The sequence below is a fragment of the Pseudomonas sivasensis genome (assembly GCF_052938085.1).
On the sequence record NZ_CP176442.1, the window covers coordinates 4,713,177 to 4,730,733 of the forward strand.

Genomic DNA, 17,557 nt, shown 5'->3' on the forward strand with positions numbered 1-17,557 from the left:
CCTCCCACATTGATCAGTGGTCGACATGACAACTCGGTCAACTGTGGGAGGAAGCTTTCCCCCGGTGGAATCACCGCGGTTTCAAGCAGTCGCTGCCGCAGCCGGCACCTCAACCGCCATCAAGCCTTCCTTCATACGCTTGGCATCACGCACAAAACTGCGTGACGCCTGGAACAGAAACAACATCGTCAAAAACAGCGCCACCGGAATCAGGTACATGGCGTCGTGCAAGCCCACGGCTTTATAAGCCTCGGTCATCTGCGCAGCCCCATCGGCATACATCGCCGAATGGGCAAAGTGGTCGGACAGCCCGCCCACCACAATCGGCCCCATCCCGCCGCCGAGCAAGTACAACCCGGCAAAGAACAACGCCATCGCCGTGGCCCGCAGGCGCGGCTCGACCACGTCCTGGATCGCGGTGTACACGCAGGTGTAGAAGTTATACGCAAACAACCAGCCCACACTGAACAGGGCCACAAACACGCCGATCTCGATGCGCCCGGCGTGCAATGCCCAGGCGGTGGTCACAGTGGAGATGATCAGGCTGAACGCCGCAAACAGCAGCCGGCCATTGGCAACACGTTGATGGATCTTGTCCGCAATCCAGCCCCCCAAGGTCAAGCCCACCAGGCCGGTCAACCCGACAATGACGCCAGTGGCGACCGCCGCGTCCTGCAGTGGCATAAGGAAATAGCGCTGCAGCATCGGCACCAGGAACGAGTTGCACGCGTAGGTGGCAAAGTTGAAGCACAGGCCAGCCAGCACCAGCCACAGGAAAGTCGGCACAGCCAGTACGCGGCGAATCGGGCGGTCGACGCGTTCCTGGGAGACTTGTACGGTTTCGGCGGCGCCGCGCTTGGGCTCCTTGATATAGAACATGAACACCGCAAGGATCATCCCCGGCACGGCGGCGATAAAGAACGGCGCGCGCCAGCTGTCGAAGGCCTTGACCATCCAGCCAATGGTAAAGAATGCCAGCAATAGGCCAAGCGGCAGGCCCAGCATGAAAATCCCCATGGCTCGAGCACGGCGGTGCGCCGGGAACAGATCGCCGATCAGCGAGTTGGCGGCAGGCGCATAACTGGCTTCACCGATACCGATACCCATGCGCACCAGCAAGAATGTCCAGAAACTGCCGACCAAGCCGTTGACCGCCGTCAGGCCGCTCCACGCGAACAGGCCCCAGCCCATGAGTTTGCTGCGCGAGCCGGTATCGGCCATGCGCCCCAGCGGCAGGCCGGCAATGGCGTAGACGATAGTGAAAGCGGTGCCGATGATGCCGAGCTGGAAGTCGCTCAGGTGCCATTCCATGCGGATTGGCTCGATGATGATCGCCGGAATCGTGCGGTCGAAGAAGTTGAACAGGTTGGCCAGAAACAGCAGGAACAGAATGCGCCAGGCATTCGCCGCTTGGGTCGAGTTCTGCATGGGTCCGTCTCTTTTATTGTTATGAGAGCTGCGATGCCCGATGCATCCTGCCCGGTACCTGCAACATAGTCAGGCGAGCTCTGGTTGTCTGTAATGATTCGTAAAGCTGATAGGGCATGATTTCACCCGGTGCTGCGGGACTTCACCTACAAAAATATAAGTGCGCCACCCTCTTCCCAACGGCCATGGCGCGGATAGAATGGCGAGCCTTCCCGCAGCACCCCCTTCTTACTTTTCTTATCGATGACGCCCATGTCCGAAGCCAGTCCGTGTCTGAGTTGCGGTGCCTGCTGTTCACACTTCCGTGTGTCTTTCTTCTGGGGTGAGTGTGCCTCATCGGGGGGCACGGTGCCGGATGACCTGGTGGTGCAGATCAACCCGACCCGCGTGGCGATGATCGGGACTGATCAAAAGCCCGCACGCTGCTGCAGCCTTGAAGGTGAAGTCGGCAAAGGCACCAGTTGCTCAATATATGAGCAGCGTTCAAGCCCCTGCCGAGAGTTCGATGCGTCGTGGAGTCAGGGCGAACAGAACGTCGACTGCGATGCAGCCCGCGCCGCATTTGGCTTGCCGCCGTTGCAAGCGCCGTTCGAATTGGAACTGCCCATCAGCGCTTAGCATTAATCGCTATGGGTGGCATGCCAAAATCATTCAGAGCAAAGTGCCATTATCCCTGGCAAATCCTTCGAGGCTTCTATACTCGACCCCATAGGTCATTGCCGCAGGCTGTGACGTGACGCTATGACGGGACATGCTATGGAATGGCTGGGTCTGCACTTCTTTACCGATCTTCCAGCGAACGGGCACTTATTACTCAATTGCAGTCATAACCCTTTCCTGGTGTTGCTGGCCTATCTGGTGGCCTGTGCGGCGGGGTTCGGCACCCTGGACATGGCTGAACGCGTTGGCCATGTCGAAGATCCCACCGCACGCCGCCACTGGCGCTGGCTGGGTGCCGGCTGCCTGGCGGGTGGCATCTGGTCTACCCACTTCATCAGCATGCTGGCCTTCCAGGCCCCCATTGCGATTCACTACGAACTGATTACAACGTTCGCCTCGCTGCTGATCGCCCTGATCGCCTCGTTGTTCGCCATGAAAACCCTCAGTCATGCCAACCTGCGGTTCCACCAATACGTGCTGGCGTCGGTCTGGATGGGGTTTGGCATCGCGTTGATGCACTACGTCGGCATGTCAGCCATGCGCTCCCAGGCTCAGATGTATTTCGAGTCGGGGCTGTTCCTCGCCTCTGTGGGCATCGCCATGGGCGCCAGCCTGGCCGCGTTATTGCTGTCGAGTTACCTGCGCACCGGCACCGGGGTATTTCATCAACTGCTCAAATACGCCGCTAGCCTGGTGCTGGGCGCGGGCATTCTCAGCATGCACTTTACCGGCATGGCCGCGACGCAATTGATCGTGCCCACGGGTGCCGACCTTTCATTGCCGCTGGACAACAACCCGATCCAATTGGGACTGTCGGTCGCCGTGATCACCCTGCTGGTAATCGGCAGCAGCATCAGCGCTGCTCTGGCGGACAAGAAACTGCAGCACAAGGAACGCGACCTGCGTCGGGTCAACGCACTGCTTAGCGAACTGGACCAGGCGCGCGCCTCTCTACAACAGGTAGCCCATTACGATGCCCTGACCAGCCTGCTCAATCGCCGGGGTTTCAATCAGATCTTTGCGGAGAAAATCGCCGAAAAAACCGCTTCAAACGGCATGATGGCCGTGATTTTCCTGGACATCGACCACTTCAAGCGCATCAACGACAGCCTCGGTCATGACGCCGGCGATCAATTGCTCACCGTACTCGCCAGCCATATCAAAGGCTCGGTGCGCAGCCATGCAGACGTGGTCGCCCGGTTTGGCGGCGATGAGTTCTGCATCCTGATCAGCGTCCACCACCGCGACGAAGCGCGGCACCTAGCCCAGCGCATCATGCAGAAAATGAAAGAGCCCATCGAACTGGCCGGCCGCCGCATGGTAATGACCACCAGCATCGGCATCAGCCTGTTTCCCGACGATGGCCTGACCTGCGAAGAGCTGCTCAAGACCGCCGACCTGGCGCTTTACCAGTCCAAGGATACGGGGCGTAACAGCCTGAACTTCTTCAGTTCCAACCTGAAGACCCGGGCCTTCCTCGAACTGCAATTGGAAGAAGAACTGCGCAGCGCCTTGCGCGCCCAGAACCAACTGGTGCTGTTCTACCAACCGATCTTTGACATGAAATTGGGCAAGGTCACGCGCCTGGAGGCCCTCGTGCGCTGGCAGCATCCGCAACATGGGCTGCTGGCCCCGGACCGATTTATCGGCATTGCCGAAAGCAACGGACTGATCGCCGACCTCGACCACTGGGTACTGCGCCAGGCCTGCCATGACTTGAGCCTGCTAACCGACCGAGGCTATACCGACCTGACCATGGCGGTGAACTGCTCGGCCCTGAACCTGGCCCGCGATGAGCTGGCAGATGAGATAGAAGACGCCCTGCGCTTCAGCGGGATCGGCGCTAATCGCCTGGAGCTGGAAGTGACTGAAAATGCGCTGATGGGCAACATCAGCAGCACCCTGGCGCTGTTGCGGCAAATACGTTCGCTGGGCGTGTCGCTGGCCATCGACGATTTCGGCACCGGCTACTCCTCCCTCGCTTACCTCAAGCGCCTACCGCTCAACACGTTGAAGATTGATCGTTCGTTCATCCAGGACATTCCCAAATCGACCGCCGATATCGAGATCGTCCAGGCGATTATCGGCATGGCCCATACCCTGCACCTGCAGGTGGTAACCGAAGGCGTGGAAACCCATGCCCAGTTCGAACTGCTGCTCCAACACGGCTGTGATTACGTCCAGGGTTACCTGCTGAGCCCAGCAGTGGCCGCCAGTGACATCATCAGCGTTATGCAGGGCATCGACATACGCAACCCGCTTTATTCGTTGAGCATGGCAGCCACCAAAGACACCATCGCGCCGAGAGAACCTGCCCCGGGCCGACCTGGGCCCACCTCTATCGTGAGGCCAATTCGCTGACGCCGATTCCTTGGCATTTCGCCATCATTCATCTAAAGATTCCCGACGAACGGCCGATTCATCAGAGTCCGGCCAGGTTTTCCCTGAGAACACGGGGTCAGCCCGATCGTCCCGGACAAGGACGCACTGCAAAGTCGCGAACTCCCATTCCGTGATGGCCCTTTGATTCTTTCCAGCCATCCGCCCAGGCACATGGCGCACAATGACTTCTAAAAATAACTCTGCCACCGTGGTATCCGACGTGTTGCTCGCAGCGCCTGCGCAGAAGCCCTCAGGTTCAACGTCATTGACCACTGCCCGCCCGCTGTCCACCCAGCAATACCTGTACTTCACCGAAACCAATACCGACCGTATCCTCGATAACCTCGATGGCCTGCGCGACATGGTGTTTCCACGCCCGCCTCATCTGGAAGTGGACGGCGAGCAGCGCAGCGAGCAAGAGTTTCCGTCGGTATGCCTGATCGGCCTGGGCCGCTGCGGTTCGAACATTGCGCTGGACGTGGCGGAGTTGGTGTACAACGCGCGCAAGTTCTACCTGAACGAGTTCAGCAACGAAGATAAGTCGTTGGACAAGGGTTACAGTCCGGCCCAGTGGATCCGCAATAACCTGCGCCTGGGCGGCGGCAAGGCCAGCAAGCCGGTGTTCCTGGTGGAGCCGTTGGTGATGCTCGGCGACCTGGACAAGGACATCGCCGGGCGTATTCGCTTCTCACGCAAGGGCGAAAAAAGCGGCTTCCTGCGCGACTACAGCAAGATGAAAATCATGGACCTCTCCGAAGTCCATGCCGGTGGCGCCGGTAACGCGCCGATCCTCGGCCAATACCTGGCGAAGATCATCCTCAACAAAGACACCCAGCGCTTTTCCAGCCCCGACTGGAAGATGATCCATTCGTACCTGATCGATTCCTGCGGCATCAAGGCCAATCAGTCGCGCCTGTACTTCTCGATCTTCAGCGCCGGTGGCGGTACCGGCTCAGGCATGGCCTCGGAATTCGGCCTGGCCCAGCAGCACTCGTACATGAACAAGACCTTCGACACCAAGCCCGCCGACGAGCACGACAGCAAAAGCGGCCATGCTTTCGTCTTCGAGCCGATCTTCACCAGCGGTATTTGTGTGCTGCCGAACATTTCCGATCACCGCAGTGAAATGTCCGAGGCGCTGCACATCAACGCCGGCCGGCTGCTGTGCAAATACCTTTCGGAAGAGTGGGACTTCTCGTACAACTTTGACAACGAAGACAGCAGCGAAGCCAGCGTGAAGGGGCGTATCCGCCCATGGAACGCGATGATGCTGATCTCCAACGACATCATGCGCTATGCCGAAGAAAGCGATGACGGCAACATCCAGAACATTGACGTCAATGCCATGGAAAAACACGCCAACCAGTACATCTCCCAGCAGATCTTCAACATCCTCACCGCCCAGGCCGTGACCACCGACTACGACCAGAACTACTTCCGTCGCGCCGGTATCGACATCGGCGAAACCATTCGCCTGGACGCCAATGACCTATTCATGAGCCTGGCCGGCCCGGTGGCGATTGCCTACGCTGAGTCCGTGGTTCCGGAAACACCGGTTCCTTCAAATGACAAGTTCAAAGTCTTCGAGAAGGAGCCCCAGCGCCTGAATATCGACGATCTGTTCTTCCGCTCCATCGACCTGCCGCACTTCAATAAGGTCACCCAGGCCATCGAAGGCATCAGCCTGTTGCCAATCGAGTCCAAGCGCTACAAAGCGTCCCTGGAGCAGTACAAGAATTCCGGCTATGACGCAGCGGCGCTGCACGACCTGCACTTCTTCAAGAACTGCTCGTCGGTGGTGTCCATCGTCTCGCTGCCCAAGGACTACAAACTGTCCTACATGGACCTGAACAGGCTCAAGACTCACCTCAACAGCCTGTTCCCCAATACCACGCTCAAGCGCTACGCCTTGGTCATCGGCGCGTCGGCCAACCTGTCGCTGACCACCCTGATTGCCAAGAGCCCCTGCCTGTCGGATGACTTCCTGACGCTGATCGTGGCGTTTATCAAGCGTTGCTTCGCGCGCAATCCGTACCGCTTCGATGACACGCTGGACAACTCGATCCTGGATTTCATCATCCACGAGGACTTCGACGAAGACCGTATCGACGAGCTGCTCAACGAGTTTGAAAACCCGGCCAAGATCCTCGACACCAACTGGTACGCGATCAAACCGATGTATGAGAAGAAGTACCGGGAGCTGATCAACGACAAAGACAAGTTCGTATCGATCAATGACATTCGCCTGTCACGGGACTGCGTGAAGAAAGCGATCAAGTACCTGCGTGAGATCTATCGTCACCGTATCGGCAAGACCAAGGTTATTTCGTTGAATAACCATACCGGCAAGACGGCCTGATACTGTGCGACGGCGCCGCGTGGCGCCGTCGCAACGTCATTGCGTCATGCGCTGGCGCAGGAACGCGAGGATGGTTTGTTCGTCAGCGCGCTTGGTAGGCCGGGGAATATGCTTCGGCCAGCCGGCGTCTTTCGCGCCGAAAAACCGCTGCTGCTCCGCCTCATCCCAGCCGCGAATCTCCCGGGAAGCCGATTCCCACCAGCCATGTCGGCACACGTCGTAGTACGGATGCTCGGGCGCCGAACTGCCGTAGAGCAGATCGCGGCCGACCTTTTTGACACGCTTGCACTGATTGCGCAGCTTCCATTTGATGCGCAGTCGCTGCCAGGGCGAGGGCACCGGCTTGACCCGCGGCACATCAAGGCAACGCGCTACCAGCTCAGGGCCGAATACCTCACCGTGCTGGGCGAAGAAGTGCGCCTGCATGGCATGGAAGAAGCGCTTGTCGGCATAGTAGTGATGCACGAACTTGCACGCCTCGCGCACCTTCTGTTCGCGCATCGCAAAGGAAATCGCGATTTGCTCGATGGTGTGGATATCGAACGAGTGCTGGGTCCACTCGTCGATCAGGCAGATGGACGCTTCGAGCAGCGGCGCATCACTGGCGCGGACACCGCACAGGCCACTGTTGTAGAGCTTGAAGCTGTTATCGGCAGAGATGCCATGGGCCTGTAGGTGCTCGCCCAACTTGAGGTAGTCAGGACGCTTGCACACGTAGCTCCAGTCGTATTCGAAGCCATCCATCACGTACTGGCCCGGCTCGATCAGCTCAAGCACGCGATGGGGGGATTTGAGAAACAGGGTGTCGGTGTCAACGAACAGGGTCTTGTCCGCAAGCGCAAGCCCGTGGGCAATCGCGCACGCCTTGCGGCGGTGGGCATAGCCGTTTTCACCCTGCCATTGGGTCAGGGTCTGCTCGTCCAAGGTGATGGTCTCAACCGGCCAGCCGAAGTAATTCTGGGGGCGATCGGTCATGACACGGATGCACAACGACTCGCCCGCTTTGAGCTGGGACAAGGCAGTGAGGATACTGAACTTGGCTTCGCGCCGATAAACGTCCTGATTACCGTAAATAAGGTAAAGCAGCTGGTGCGAGGACTTGGCTAAAGGGGGCAGCGCTGACGGCATGACGAGCTCCGGGTGACAAGCGGCGAACTTTACCGGAATTCACCCTTTCCCATGTCATGATCTGACGGCCGCTACGCTTTATTCACACTGAGAAACAATTCTCCCGCCTATTCGCTCGCAAGATAACTGTTCCCATGACGCGCACGTCACCCTGAGCTGTGACCTTTCTCCACGGCAAGATGCCATCACCGTATCTGCGGTTACTCGGCTACACACTTTTGCCACGGAAAAACACGCACCGTTTTAGTGCTCACCTCTATTGCACCGCCCTTTCCTGGATCAATATCCACGGCGAAACCACCACCGCCCACAAACTCGGGTCACGCTCCACCAGGTCCAATGCCCGCGTCGCAGACACTTCGCCCAGGCTACCCGAGGCCAGCCAGGCAGCGACTTTGTCACGGTTGTCCTCGGCCATTCCCTCGGCGGCTTCGATCAAATCCAAGCCGGTGTCGACCCACAATAGGGCACCCTTGGCAAAGAACGGTTCAAGCTCCTTCCAGGAAATTTCGGCGGTTTCACCGAGCAGCTTGGCATAGAGGGTGCTAGGTTCTTGCGTCATGGGAATTCACCTTGGGAAAAAATCGGCGCAATCATAACGTCGCGACCGAGGTAGAAAAACCCAGTTGCAAATGAGTCATCGATAGAAAGTGTCAGGAAAGCCAAGGATTGCCCGAAACTCTGGCATCACCCCGCCGCAATTCTGTCTTTTTCTTTCATTTAAGCGACACGCCAAGGTTTTGCCCCCAGCAGCCAGCTTTTCAAGCGATGAACCGGCGCTCTACACTGTACCGGTACAGTTGCCAGGGCACTGCCGGGGGATATCCGAGATATCTGATCCGGTTCTGCAGCTCACAAGGCCGCTAGAACTATAAAAAATACAACAGTAAGAGTGGAGCACTATGAATAAGGCTACTAAGCAGATTTCCAAACTGTTTGCCGCTATGGTCCTGGCTGGGGTTGCCGGCCATTCGTTCGCAGCTGACACCATCAAGATCGGCATCGCCGGTCCAAAGACTGGTCCTGTAACGCAATACGGCGACATGCAATTCATGGGTGCCAAGCAAGCTATCGCCGACATCAACGCCAAAGGCGGCGTCGACGGCAAAATGCTTGAAGCCAAGGAATACGACGACGCTTGCGACCCTAAACAAGCCGTGGCTGTCGCCAACAAAGTGGTTAACGACGGCGTTAAGTTCGTGGTCGGTCACCTCTGCTCCAGCTCCACTCAGCCAGCGTCCGACATCTATGAAGACGAAGGCGTGATCATGATTACCCCGGCGGCCACCAGCCCGGAAATCACCGCCCGTGGTTACAAGCTGATCTTCCGTACCATCGGCCTCGACAGCGCCCAAGGCCCAGCGGCCGGCAACTACATCGCCGACCACGTGAAGCCTAAAATCGTTGCCGTCCTGCACGACAAACAGCAATACGGCGAGGGCATCGCCACCGCCGTCAAAAAGACCCTGGAAGAAAAAGGCACCAAAGTTGCCGTCTTCGAAGGCCTGAACGCTGGTGACAAAGACTTCTCCTCGATCATCCAGAAACTCAAACAAGCCAACGTCGACTTCGTTTACTACGGCGGCTACCACCCTGAGCTGGGCCTGATCCTGCGCCAAGCCAAGGAAAAAGGCCTGAACGCCAAGTTCATGGGCCCTGAAGGCGTCGGCAACGACTCCATCTCGCAAATCGCCCAAGGCGCTTCCGAAGGCCTGCTGGTGACCCTGCCGAAATCCTTCGACACCGACCCGGCCAACAAAGCCATCGTTGAAGAGTTCACCAAGAACAAGCAGGACCCAACCGGTCCGTTCGTGTTCCCGGCCTACTCGGCCATTGAAGTCATCGCCGGCGGTATTACCGCTGCCAAGAGCGAAGACACCGCCAAAGTGGCTGCCGCCATCCACGCGGGCACCTTCAAGACCCCTACCGGCGAGCTGAGCTTCGACGCCAAGGGCGACCTGAAGGACTTCAAGTTCGTGGTCTACGAATGGCACTTCGGCAAACCAAAAACCGAAGTTTCCCCTCAGTAAGCCAGGCGTTACTGGTCCAACAAGCCCACTGTGAGAGCAGTGGGCTTTGTTTTACGAGGTTTATGGGCCTGTCACCCGCGATCCGGGCGCTGGCTCACCTGAAAATCTTAAAACCGTCACCAGCGGTTCGCTGGCAAACGCTTTGTGCAAATGTGCTCACAGAACACAGCACAGGGCCGGAACATGACTCCACCAGTGAAATGCGTATCGGGTTTTTAGGAGCGCTGTAATGCCTGAGATCTATCATTTTTTCCAACAGCTGGTTAATGGCCTGACCATTGGCAGCACCTATGCCTTGATAGCCATTGGCTACACAATGGTTTACGGCATCATTGGAATGATCAACTTCGCCCATGGCGAGGTGTACATGATTGGTTCCTACGTGGCCTTCATCGCCCTTGCCGGGCTGGCCATGATGGGTATCCACTCCCTGCCGCTGTTGATGACCGCCGCGTTCCTTGCGTCGATCGTCGTAACCAGTGCCTATGGCTACAGTATCGAGCGCGTTGCCTACCGTCCCTTGCGTGGCAGCAACCGTTTGATCCCGCTGATTTCCGCCATCGGCATGTCGATTTTCCTACAGAACACCGTATTGCTGTCTCAGGACTCCAAGGATAAATCCATCCCGAACCTGATTCCGGGGAGCTTCTCCTTTGGCCCAGGTGGTGCGGAAGAAGTGCTGATTTCCTACATGCAAATCCTGGTCTTCGTCGTCACGCTGGTGGCCATGCTGGGCCTGACCCTGTTCATCTCCCGCTCCCGTCTGGGGCGCGCCTGCCGGGCCTGTGCCGAAGACATCAAGATGGCCAACCTGTTGGGCATCAACACCAACAACATCATCGCCCTGACCTTCGTGATCGGTGCTGCGCTGGCAGCCGTCGCGGCGGTACTGCTGAGCATGCAGTACGGCGTAATCAACCCCAACGCCGGTTTCCTGGTAGGCCTCAAGGCTTTTACCGCAGCGGTATTGGGCGGCATCGGCAGTATCCCGGGCGCGATGCTCGGCGGGCTGGTGCTGGGTGTGGCCGAGGCGTTTGGTGCCGATATCTTCGGCGACCAGTACAAGGACGTCGTGGCGTTCGGCCTGTTGGTTCTGGTGCTGTTGTTCCGTCCGACCGGCATCCTGGGCCGTCCGGAGGTTGAGAAAGTATGAGCAGATATCTTAAATCGGCGTTTTTCAGCGCCTTGCTGGTGTGGGCCGTGGCCTTCCCGGTACTCGGCCTCAAGCTGAGCATTGTCGGCATCAACCTGGAAGTGCATGGCACCGGTCCCGTGACCCTGACCATCATCGCCCTGTGTTCGGTGCTGATGTTCCTGCGTGTGCTGTTCACCCAGCAGGTCGGCGCTCTGTTCAAGAGCAACCGTGGTCCGTTGGTATCGCCTAAGGTCAGCCAATTCCTGACCCTGCCGCGCACCCAGCGCTACATCATCATCGGCCTGATCGTGGCCGCGCTGATCTGGCCGTTCTTTGGCTCGCGCGGTGCCGTAGACATCGCCACCCTGATCCTGATCTACGTGTTGCTGGGCCTGGGCCTGAACATCGTGGTGGGCCTCGCCGGCCTGCTCGACCTGGGTTATGTGGGTTTCTACGCCGTGGGTGCCTACACCTACGCGCTGCTCTCGCACTATCTGGGCTGGAGCTTCTGGATCTGCCTGCCGCTGGCCGGCATGGCGGCGGCCACGTTCGGCTTTCTGCTGGGCTTCCCGGTACTGCGACTGCGCGGTGACTACCTCGCCATCGTGACCCTGGGTTTCGGCGAGATCATTCGTCTGTTCCTGCGTAACCTCACGGACATCACCGGCGGCCCCAACGGCATTAGCAGCATCCCCAAGCCAACGTTCTTCGGGCTGTCGTTCGACCGCACCGCTGCCGAAGGCATGCAGACCTTCCACGAGTACTTCGGGATTGCCTACAACCCGGTAAGCAAAGTGGTGTTCCTGTACCTGGTGGCGCTGTTGCTGGCGCTGGCGGCATTGTTCGTGATCAACCGCCTGCTGCGCATGCCAATCGGCCGTGCTTGGGAAGCGTTGCGCGAAGATGAAATCGCCTGCCGCGCCCTGGGTCTGAACCCGACCATCATCAAGCTCTCCGCCTTCACCCTGGGTGCTGCGTTCGCCGGTTTTGCCGGCAGCTTCTTCGCCGCGCGCCAAGGCCTGGTGACACCGGAGTCGTTCACCTTTATCGAGTCGGCGATCATCCTTGCCATCGTGGTATTGGGCGGCATGGGCTCGCAACTGGGCGTGATCCTGGCCGCGATCGTGATGATCCTGCTGCCAGAAATGATGCGTGAGTTCAGCGAATACCGCATGTTGATGTTCGGCGCCATGATGGTGCTGATGATGATCTGGCGTCCTCAAGGTCTGCTGCCCATGCAACGTCCACACATGGAGCTGCGCAAATGAGCCGCGAGATCCTGAAAGTCGAAAATCTGAGCATGCGCTTTGGCGGTTTGCTGGCGGTCAACGGCGTGGCCCTGACCGTGAAAGAGAAACAGGTGGTTGCATTGATAGGCCCCAACGGCGCCGGCAAGACCACGGTGTTCAACTGCCTCACCGGCTTCTACAAGCCAAGCGGTGGCAGCATCCTGCTGGACGGCCAGCCGATCCAGGGTTTGGCCGGTCACGAGATCGCCCGCAAGGGCGTGGTGCGTACCTTCCAGAACGTGCGGTTGTTCAAAGACATGACGGCGGTCGAAAACCTGTTGATCGCCCAACACCGTCACCTGAACACCAACTTCTTTGCAGGCCTGTTCAAGACCCCGGCGTTTCGCAAAAGCGAGCGCGAGGCCATGGAATACGCGGAGTACTGGCTGGACAAGGTCAACCTCACCGAGTTTGCCAACCGTCCCGCCGGCACCCTGGCCTACGGTCAGCAACGTCGCCTGGAAATCGCCCGCTGCATGATGACCCGCCCGCGGATCCTCATGCTCGACGAACCAGCCGCCGGCCTGAACCCAAAGGAAACTGAAGATCTCAAGGCGCTGATCGGTGTGCTGCGTGAAGAAAACAACGCCACGGTGCTGTTGATCGAACACGACATGAAACTGGTCATGAGCATTTCCGACCACATCGTGGTGATCAACCAGGGCACGCCCCTGGCCGACGGGACGCCGGAGCAGATCCGCGACAATCCTGAAGTGATCAAAGCCTATTTGGGGGAAGCGTAAAATGCTGCAATTCGAAAACGTTTCCACTTTCTACGGCAAGATCCAGGCCCTGCACAGCGTCAATGTGGAAGTACGCCAGGGTGAAATCGTGACCCTGATCGGCGCCAACGGCGCCGGCAAGTCCACCTTGTTGATGACCTTGTGCGGTTCGCCACAGGCCCACAGCGGGAGCATCCGCTACATGGGTGAAGAACTGGTGGGCCAGCAGTCTTCGCAGATCATGCGCAAGAGCATTGCGGTGGTGCCGGAAGGCCGCCGCGTGTTCTCGCGACTGACCGTCGAAGAAAACCTGGCCATGGGCGGGTTCTTCACCGACAAGGGCGACTACCAGGAGCAAATGGACAAGGTGCTGCACCTGTTCCCCCGGCTCAAGGAGCGCTTCAGTCAGCGCGGCGGCACCATGTCCGGCGGCGAGCAGCAAATGCTCGCCATCGGCCGGGCGCTGATGAGCAAGCCCAAGCTGTTGCTCCTGGACGAACCGTCCCTGGGCCTGGCACCGATCATCATCCAGCAGATTTTCGACATCATCGAACAGCTGCGCAAAGACGGTGTGACCGTGTTTCTGGTGGAACAGAACGCCAACCAGGCGCTGAAAATCGCCGACCGCGCCTATGTACTGGAAAACGGTCGTGTGGTGATGCAGGGCACTGGCGAGCAGTTGCTGACGGATCCGAAGGTGCGCGAGGCGTACTTGGGCGGCTAAGAGACGGTTGCTGAATACACCGTATCTAAATGTGGGAGGGAACTTGCTCCCGATGGCGGCATATCAGGCACAGAGCATGTGACTGATAGTCCGCGATCGGGAGCAAGCTCCCTCCCACATTTGTTTTGCACCGTTTGAAAGTTTTTCAACTGCCTTTGTAACGAACTCAATCCTCCCTTCTCTAGTGGTGCATGCAGGCAATCAAGCCTGCCCACTCAGCCACTGCTGGAGAAACACCATGACGACCAAACTGTCCGCCGCGTCCCTCGTCCTCGCCCTGAGTTCTGCCTTGAGCCTCTCCGCTCTGACCAGCACCGTCCACGCCGCCGACGACATGCAAAAATGCTTCGGCGTCGCTGAAGCCGGTAAGAACGATTGCGCCGCAGGCGCAGGCACCTCCTGTGCCGGCAGCTCGAAAACCAAGGATCAGGCCAACGCCTGGAAACTGGTCCCCGCCGGCACCTGCACCCAAACCCCCAGCTCCACCTCGCCGACCGGTTTCGGCCAGGAAGCTGCCTTCACCGCCAAGTCGTGAAACCCTGCACAGCCTGAGTACGGATCATGACGCTTTCACGCCAGCACACGGTCTCAAACGCTCAGGCGCCCGGCCTCCCCTGTCGGGCCGGGCTGGGGCTGAAGAGCGAGCACTTCACCGAAGTGCTCCAGACCCTTCCCGATGTCGGTTTTTTTGAAATACACGCCGAAAACTACATGGTGGCCGGCGGCCCGTTTCATCACTACCTAGGGTTGATTCGCCAACAGTACTCGCTGTCGCTGCACGGCGTGGGCCTGTCCATCGGCGGCGAAGGCCCGCTCAACCGTGAGCACCTGGCGCGCCTGGCAACGCTGATCGAACGCTACCACCCCCACTCCTTTTCCGAACACTTGGCCTGGTCCAGCCACGGCCCGGTGTTTCTCAATGACTTACTGCCCCTGGCCTACGACGCAGACACGCTGAACCGGGTATGCGAACACATCGACCAAGTGCAGAGCACACTCAAGCGGCCCATGCTGCTAGAGAATCCATCGACCTATTTGCAGTTCCAGCGCTCTACCCTGGACGAGACCGACTTCATCAGCGAGACCATCCGCCGCACTGGCTGTGGCTTGCTGCTGGATGTGAACAATGCCTACGTGTCGTGTATCAACCACCAGCGCGACCCGCTCACTTACATCGACGCCCTGCCGTTGCACGCGGTGGGCGAGATTCACCTGGCCGGCTTTGGCGAGGACACCGACAACCTGGGTGATCGCCTGCTGATCGATGACCATGGTGCCCCCATCAACAACGCCGTATGGCAACTGTACGAACAGGTGCTCACACGAACTGGCCCGGTCGCCACGCTCATTGAACGTGACAACCACGTGCCGGCCTTTAACGTTTTGCACGCTGAAGCCCAACAGGCCGAGCACTATTTATCGCAGGTCCGCCCATGAGCCGTCACGACGCCTTCACCAGCGCCTTGCTGGCACCCGACCTGCCCTGCCCGGACGGCCTGTTCAGCAGTAACGGTGCCGACCCGGCCAGTCGCTTTGCGGTATATCGCAACAATGTTCACAGCTCATTGATCAATGCACTGGCATCGGCCTATCCCGTGACAGTGCAATTGGTAGGCGATGAGTTTTTCCGCGCCATGGTCGGCGTTTACGTCCAGGCGCACCCGCCTACCAGCCCACTGATCAGTGACTACGGCAGCACATTCGCCGACTTCATCCAGGGTTTCGATCCGGCCTCCAGTGTGCCTTATCTGGCCGACGTGGCCCGCTTGGAACGCTTGCGGGTTCGTGCCTATCACGCGGCAGATACGCCGGCGGTGAGTCAGCAAGACGCCCTGCAACAGCTGCAGGCCCAAACGGAGCTGGGGGCATTGCGCCTACGGCTGCACCCATCCCTTGCCGCTTTGAACTCAGCCTACGCCGTGGTTGCGGTATGGGCGGCGCACCAGACCGAGGGCGCCTTGGCCACTCTTGATCCTTACAAAGCCCAAAGTGCATTGGTGCTGCGCCAGGGGTTGATCGTCAAGGTCTTCGCCGTCGACGGCGGCGCTGTCGCTTTTATCAATAGCCTGAACCACGGCGCCGCATTGGAAATGGCCGTGGCGGATGCGCTTAAAGCCTGCGCCGAGTTCGACCTGCACCAGTGTCTGTCACTGCTGATCAACCACGACGCCATCACTCACTTGCTCCCAGAACAAAAGGTATCGCCATGAACACTAGCCCTTCGTGCCGGATCAAACAGGCCATCGTTCTTTTCGAGAAAATCCCCTACAGCCTGATCGCGTTTATTGCGCGCTTTTCCATCGCGGCAGTGTTCTGGAAATCCGGGCAAACCAAAGTAGAAGGCTTCGCCATCGATCTGGTCAGCGGCACGTTCCAACTCGGTGAACCCTCACTCGCCGCCTCGACACTGCCGCTGTTTCGCAGTGAGTACCACGTGCCGTTGATATCGCCGGAAGTGGCCGCGCACATGGCGGCGTTTGCAGAGCACTTTTTCCCGGTGCTGATATTGGTGGGGTTCGCCACGCGCTTCTCAGCCCTGGCCTTGATTGGCATGACGTTGGTCATTCAATTGTTCGTGTACCCGGACGCCTACCCCACCCACGGCACTTGGCTTGCGCTGCTGTTGCTATTGGTTGCCAAGGGCCCTGGTTGCTTGTCCATCGACCACTTGATCGCCCGCCGCTACCGTTAGAGACGATCCAACGCCTCGCCGCTGCGCTTGAACCACTCCACCAAGTAGTCGGCCAGAACCTGGGTGCGCCTGGGCAGGCCACCTTGATAAGGGTGAACCAGGTACATCGGCAGGCTTCGAGTCTGATAGTCACGCAGCAACCAGCGCAATCGACCGTCGGCCAGTTCCGTCGGCAGCACGTAGGACGGCAACCGGGCAATACCAGCGCCTACCAGCGCTGCCTTCTTCAGCAAGTTGTAATGGTTGGAGGCAAAGGTGCCGCTTACCCTGACCCGCAACAACTCGTGCTGCTGGTGATACAGCCACTCCTCGCGGCCGCTGTAGTGGCTGTTGAGCAAGCAGGTGTGCGCCGCAAGATCCGCCGGGGTCAGCGGTTCGCCGTGCTGCTCCAGATAGGCGGGGCTGGCGCAAGTCATCTCATGCCAGGCCAGCAGAGGCTTGGCCACCAGGCGCTCGTTTTCAATCGCACCCGAACGCACCCCCAAGTCGAATCCATCACGCGCGAGGTCTCGATAGCTGTTGTTGAGTTCAATCTCGATCTGCACCTGAGGGTACTGCTTGGAAAATTCCAGCAACAAGCCATCGAAGAAAGTTTCGCCTAATGAAACGGGAACCGTCATACGCACCGGCCCGGCCAGATCGTCCTTGAGCCTCGCCAGTGCCTGACGCGCACGTTCCACCTGCACCACCAATGCCTGGGCCTGTGGCAACAACGCCGCGCCGGCAGCGGTCAGGCTGAGCTTGCGGGTGGTGCGGTGCAACAACACCACACAAAACTGCGCTTCCAGCTGGGAGATACGCTTGGATAACTGGCCCTTACTGCAGCCCAGTTGCTCGGCGGCCACCGTAAAACTGCCGGCTTCGATCAGTACGGCAAAGGCCGCCAGGTCATCCATCTCGCTCATGGATTGTTTCCATTTGAAAACCAAAGGTTGCCTATTACCACGTTTATCCAGCGAAAAAGCCACCCTAGACTGAGCCCTCACTTATCACTGGAGGAACAGCACC

Annotated in this window: 16 protein-coding genes; 12 read left to right on the top strand and 4 right to left on the bottom strand. The window is 58.8% G+C overall.

The annotated features are described in order from the left end of the window. Positions 1–81: 81 nt before the first annotated feature. On the bottom strand, positions 82–1,428 hold the full coding sequence (locus ACKZ62_RS21745) for a spinster family MFS transporter (RefSeq protein ID WP_032891565.1): 1,347 nt from the start codon (positions 1,426–1,428) through the stop codon (positions 82–84). A 252-nt stretch (positions 1,429–1,680) separates the two neighbouring features. Between ACKZ62_RS21745 and ACKZ62_RS21750 the strand changes: the two genes are divergently transcribed. The 3 genes from ACKZ62_RS21750 to ACKZ62_RS21760 all read left to right on the top strand — a co-directional run bounded on the left by ACKZ62_RS21750 (position 1,681) and on the right by ACKZ62_RS21760 (position 6,829). Continuing rightward, positions 1,681–2,046, top strand: coding sequence for a YkgJ family cysteine cluster protein (locus tag ACKZ62_RS21750; protein WP_032891567.1), 366 nt, complete (start codon positions 1,681–1,683; stop codon positions 2,044–2,046). A 138-nt stretch (positions 2,047–2,184) separates the two neighbouring features. Beyond that, complete coding sequence (locus ACKZ62_RS21755; protein WP_179179431.1) at positions 2,185–4,449, top strand: putative bifunctional diguanylate cyclase/phosphodiesterase; 2,265 nt, start codon at positions 2,185–2,187, stop codon at positions 4,447–4,449. 202 nt (positions 4,450–4,651) lie between these two features. Continuing rightward, positions 4,652–6,829, top strand: coding sequence for a hypothetical protein (locus tag ACKZ62_RS21760; RefSeq protein WP_032891571.1), 2,178 nt, complete (start codon positions 4,652–4,654; stop codon positions 6,827–6,829). 36 nt (positions 6,830–6,865) lie between these two features. On the opposite strand, the gene ACKZ62_RS21765 is transcribed toward ACKZ62_RS21760, so the two are convergent. Together ACKZ62_RS21765 and ACKZ62_RS21770 are read right to left on the bottom strand one after the other, a co-directional pair. Then, the gene (locus ACKZ62_RS21765) at positions 6,866–7,957 is read right to left on the bottom strand and encodes a hypothetical protein (protein WP_447095815.1); all 1,092 of its coding nucleotides are present in this window, start codon (positions 7,955–7,957) and stop codon (positions 6,866–6,868) included. A gap of 256 nt (positions 7,958–8,213) precedes the next feature. Further along, entirely contained in the window at positions 8,214–8,519 is a 306-nt protein-coding gene (locus tag ACKZ62_RS21770; protein WP_032891575.1) for a DUF2288 domain-containing protein, read from the bottom strand. Between the two features lie 340 nt (positions 8,520–8,859). On the opposite strand from ACKZ62_RS21770, the gene ACKZ62_RS21775 reads away from it, so the two are divergent. From ACKZ62_RS21775 to ACKZ62_RS21815, 9 genes are all read left to right on the top strand, one after another. Then, positions 8,860–9,987 (top strand): branched-chain amino acid ABC transporter substrate-binding protein, encoded by a 1,128-nt coding sequence (locus ACKZ62_RS21775; protein ID WP_032891577.1) that lies wholly within the window; start codon positions 8,860–8,862, stop codon positions 9,985–9,987. Between the two features lie 229 nt (positions 9,988–10,216). Then, positions 10,217–11,140 (top strand): high-affinity branched-chain amino acid ABC transporter permease LivH, encoded by a 924-nt coding sequence (gene livH, locus ACKZ62_RS21780; RefSeq protein WP_003172375.1) that lies wholly within the window; start codon positions 10,217–10,219, stop codon positions 11,138–11,140. Next, positions 11,137–12,390 carry a high-affinity branched-chain amino acid ABC transporter permease LivM gene (locus ACKZ62_RS21785; RefSeq protein WP_095184031.1) on the top strand — a complete coding sequence of 418 codons (1,254 nt, stop codon included), beginning with the start codon at positions 11,137–11,139 and terminating at the stop codon, positions 12,388–12,390. Before livH ends, ACKZ62_RS21785 begins: the two co-directional genes overlap by 4 nt. Then, positions 12,387–13,154 (top strand): high-affinity branched-chain amino acid ABC transporter ATP-binding protein LivG, encoded by a 768-nt coding sequence (livG, locus tag ACKZ62_RS21790; protein ID WP_012722652.1) that lies wholly within the window; start codon positions 12,387–12,389, stop codon positions 13,152–13,154. Before ACKZ62_RS21785 ends, livG begins: the two co-directional genes overlap by 4 nt. Before the next feature lies 1 nt (position 13,155). Further along, complete coding sequence (locus tag ACKZ62_RS21795) at positions 13,156–13,857, top strand: ABC transporter ATP-binding protein (RefSeq protein WP_010212366.1); 702 nt, start codon at positions 13,156–13,158, stop codon at positions 13,855–13,857. A 238-nt stretch (positions 13,858–14,095) separates the two neighbouring features. Continuing rightward, positions 14,096–14,392 carry a BufA1 family periplasmic bufferin-type metallophore gene (bufA1, locus tag ACKZ62_RS21800; protein WP_032891579.1) on the top strand — a complete coding sequence of 99 codons (297 nt, stop codon included), beginning with the start codon at positions 14,096–14,098 and terminating at the stop codon, positions 14,390–14,392. Between the two features lie 26 nt (positions 14,393–14,418). Further along, on the top strand, positions 14,419–15,294 hold the full coding sequence (gene bufB / locus ACKZ62_RS21805) for an MNIO family bufferin maturase (protein ID WP_421560277.1): 876 nt from the start codon (positions 14,419–14,421) through the stop codon (positions 15,292–15,294). Continuing rightward, entirely contained in the window at positions 15,291–16,067 is a 777-nt protein-coding gene (locus ACKZ62_RS21810) for an HvfC/BufC family peptide modification chaperone (protein ID WP_447095816.1), read from the top strand. Before bufB ends, ACKZ62_RS21810 begins: the two co-directional genes overlap by 4 nt. Continuing rightward, positions 16,064–16,549, top strand: coding sequence for a DoxX family protein (locus ACKZ62_RS21815; RefSeq protein ID WP_032891582.1), 486 nt, complete (start codon positions 16,064–16,066; stop codon positions 16,547–16,549). Before ACKZ62_RS21810 ends, ACKZ62_RS21815 begins: the two co-directional genes overlap by 4 nt. Here ACKZ62_RS21815 and ACKZ62_RS21820 read toward each other — a convergent pair. Continuing rightward, on the bottom strand, positions 16,546–17,454 hold the full coding sequence (locus ACKZ62_RS21820) for a LysR family transcriptional regulator (protein WP_095184028.1): 909 nt from the start codon (positions 17,452–17,454) through the stop codon (positions 16,546–16,548). The two genes, ACKZ62_RS21815 and ACKZ62_RS21820, sit on opposite strands and share 4 nt — an antisense overlap. Positions 17,455–17,557: the final 103 nt, after the last annotated feature.

Coding starts and splice junctions, on each gene's coding strand:
- ACKZ62_RS21750 (WP_032891567.1), top strand. CDS start 1,681: ATGTCCGAAGCCAGTCCGTGTCTGAGTTGCGGTGCCTGCTGTTCACAC.
- ACKZ62_RS21770 (WP_032891575.1), bottom strand. CDS start 8,519: ATGACGCAAGAACCTAGCACCCTCTATGCCAAGCTGCTCGGTGAAACC.
- ACKZ62_RS21765 (WP_447095815.1), bottom strand. CDS start 7,957: ATGCCGTCAGCGCTGCCCCCTTTAGCCAAGTCCTCGCACCAGCTGCTT.
- ACKZ62_RS21815 (WP_032891582.1), top strand. CDS start 16,064: ATGAACACTAGCCCTTCGTGCCGGATCAAACAGGCCATCGTTCTTTTC.
- ACKZ62_RS21755 (WP_179179431.1), top strand. CDS start 2,185: ATGGAATGGCTGGGTCTGCACTTCTTTACCGATCTTCCAGCGAACGGG.
- bufB (WP_421560277.1), top strand. CDS start 14,419: ATGACGCTTTCACGCCAGCACACGGTCTCAAACGCTCAGGCGCCCGGC.
- livG (WP_012722652.1), top strand. CDS start 12,387: ATGAGCCGCGAGATCCTGAAAGTCGAAAATCTGAGCATGCGCTTTGGC.
- ACKZ62_RS21795 (WP_010212366.1), top strand. CDS start 13,156: ATGCTGCAATTCGAAAACGTTTCCACTTTCTACGGCAAGATCCAGGCC.
- ACKZ62_RS21820 (WP_095184028.1), bottom strand. CDS start 17,454: ATGAGCGAGATGGATGACCTGGCGGCCTTTGCCGTACTGATCGAAGCC.
- livH (WP_003172375.1), top strand. CDS start 10,217: ATGCCTGAGATCTATCATTTTTTCCAACAGCTGGTTAATGGCCTGACC.
- bufA1 (WP_032891579.1), top strand. CDS start 14,096: ATGACGACCAAACTGTCCGCCGCGTCCCTCGTCCTCGCCCTGAGTTCT.
- ACKZ62_RS21810 (WP_447095816.1), top strand. CDS start 15,291: ATGAGCCGTCACGACGCCTTCACCAGCGCCTTGCTGGCACCCGACCTG.
- ACKZ62_RS21760 (WP_032891571.1), top strand. CDS start 4,652: ATGACTTCTAAAAATAACTCTGCCACCGTGGTATCCGACGTGTTGCTC.
- ACKZ62_RS21745 (WP_032891565.1), bottom strand. CDS start 1,428: ATGCAGAACTCGACCCAAGCGGCGAATGCCTGGCGCATTCTGTTCCTG.
- ACKZ62_RS21775 (WP_032891577.1), top strand. CDS start 8,860: ATGAATAAGGCTACTAAGCAGATTTCCAAACTGTTTGCCGCTATGGTC.
- ACKZ62_RS21785 (WP_095184031.1), top strand. CDS start 11,137: ATGAGCAGATATCTTAAATCGGCGTTTTTCAGCGCCTTGCTGGTGTGG.